The following is a 1,675-nucleotide window of genomic DNA, read 5'->3' on the forward strand; positions in this document are numbered from 1 at the left end:
AGCGGGTACTTCCTCGGGGCAGGCATCGTCTGGGCTCCTCTCATGACACCCATCTGACCTGCTGTCACCTTTCCCCGCATCTCGGGGGAACCTCAGGGAAGCACCTGGCATCTCGAAGCCGGAGGTCCGGGCGGCCTACCCGGCTTCACCGACCCGGCTGCCAAGCTGCCCGACCTGTGGGGCAATCACCACGCCGCCGGCCTGCCCTGGCTGATCGAGGCGAAGGCAGCCCGTGCGCTCGGCGCAGGCGTGCTGAAGAACGGGAGGGTCCAGTTGGACGGTGGCAGCGCCCTCATGCCCGGCTTGGCACACCGGCAGGTCCTCTGCGGCACGTCGCTGCCCGGCAATAGGCCCGATAAGTGGGAGCAGGACCATCTGTTCCTGGCTCTGCATACGGCCCACCCCCACGGCGGGCCGCAGACCGGCGCCTCCCCGGCCGGCAGTCCGCAAGGCGACGCGGAGGATTACGTCGCCGATGACCCCGAGGCCCTGATGGCCGTTACCCGGCAGCAGCTCCTGACGTACCAGGCCTTGGCCTTCGGAGCCGTGGAGCAGCGGCGCGTCGTCCCGATGAGGCGTGACCGTACGGATCGCGGGCGTCACCGCACCGGTTCCCTGACACTGCTGGAGCACGACGAATCCACCACCGGCCCGCGCCGTCGGCTGCGCGCGCAGCAGGTGGACACCGAGGGGAGCCTGGCGTCGCACACGGACGCCACTGCGTTCATCGCCGCGCGCATCCCCGGCACCGGCATCCACCTCGGTCTCTCCCGCCGCCTCTACGCAGCGTGTGCGGCCCTGCACCTCCAGCAGACCGACCTGCCCGACACCGTGGCCTTCGCCGGCGGCCCCCGCCTGAACGACCCCAGCTTCGGACAGGACCAAGAGGACGACGAGGTCCGCGAGCAGTACGGGCGTCGGGCTCGCCAAGCCCACTACGAGCAGGAGCAGCGGTATCGGACGCGCGTTCGTGAGGCGGTCAGCACGGCCTTCCGGCTGACTGAGGAACACCAGGAGGACAGCTCGCTCACGGGCCAACTTCTTCCCGTACGCGTGGACGACCCCGACAAGCCTCTGCTCCTCGAAGCCGCCACGGCAGAGAGTTACCTGGCCCTCGAGCCAACCGACCCCGTCCTCTCCACGGCGGGCCGCACCGCCTGAGCTTGTTCGCCCTCTACCAGGATCTGTCATGCCCGCCGATGGCCTCTGACAAGCAATACGTCCAAGCCAGGATCGACGCTCTCCTGACCGCGGCCGAGGCCGGCGATCCGCTCGATGAATCGTGGGAACCGGTTCGATTGATCGCTCAGACCCTGATCGAGAAGGCGCAGACGCGCTGAGCGGGACTGAACAACGATCAGCCACTGCCACTGCCCCGGCTGACGGCGCAGCCCGGGCAGCGGCAGCTCCATGTCAGGCGGCCGATGGTCAGCCACAAACGAGGTTCACGACACCAGCCTTGAGTGCTGATCTCGGAAACCACAGGACGGAACCGTTGTCGGTCACCGAAGATGTTTCGCTGTGATGCAGACCCTCTCAAGTCCCACTCTGGCCGTCCTCATCAAGATCGCTGTCACGCTGAGGTTCCCCCGCTGCGTGGGAGTGGCTGACTAGCAGGTCAGGGCGGTTTGACGTGGTTTCAGGTTCACTGGTTCGGTCGCTGCCTGGCTGGCGT

General features: G+C 67.7%; 2 protein-coding genes. Both read left to right on the forward strand.

The genetic code is table 11. From position 1 onward, the window contains the following. Positions 1-294: 294 nt before the first annotated feature. Entirely contained in the window at positions 295-1,161 is an 867-nt protein-coding gene (locus IE178_RS34945) for a hypothetical protein (protein WP_193515053.1), read from the forward strand. A 2-nt stretch (positions 1,162-1,163) separates the two neighbouring features. Next, positions 1,164-1,340, forward strand: coding sequence for a hypothetical protein (locus IE178_RS34950; RefSeq protein WP_193515054.1), 177 nt, complete (start codon positions 1,164-1,166; stop codon positions 1,338-1,340). Positions 1,341-1,675: the final 335 nt, after the last annotated feature.

It is taken from the genome of Streptomyces griseoloalbus (genome assembly GCA_014650015.1).
In the GTDB taxonomy this organism is placed as follows: domain Bacteria; phylum Actinomycetota; class Actinomycetes; order Streptomycetales; family Streptomycetaceae; genus Streptomyces; species Streptomyces griseoloalbus.

Excerpts from the sequence above, each read along its gene's own strand:
- IE178_RS34945 (WP_193515053.1), top strand. The coding sequence starts at position 295 with ATGCCCGGCTTGGCACACCGGCAGGTCCTCTGCGGCACGTCGCTGCCC.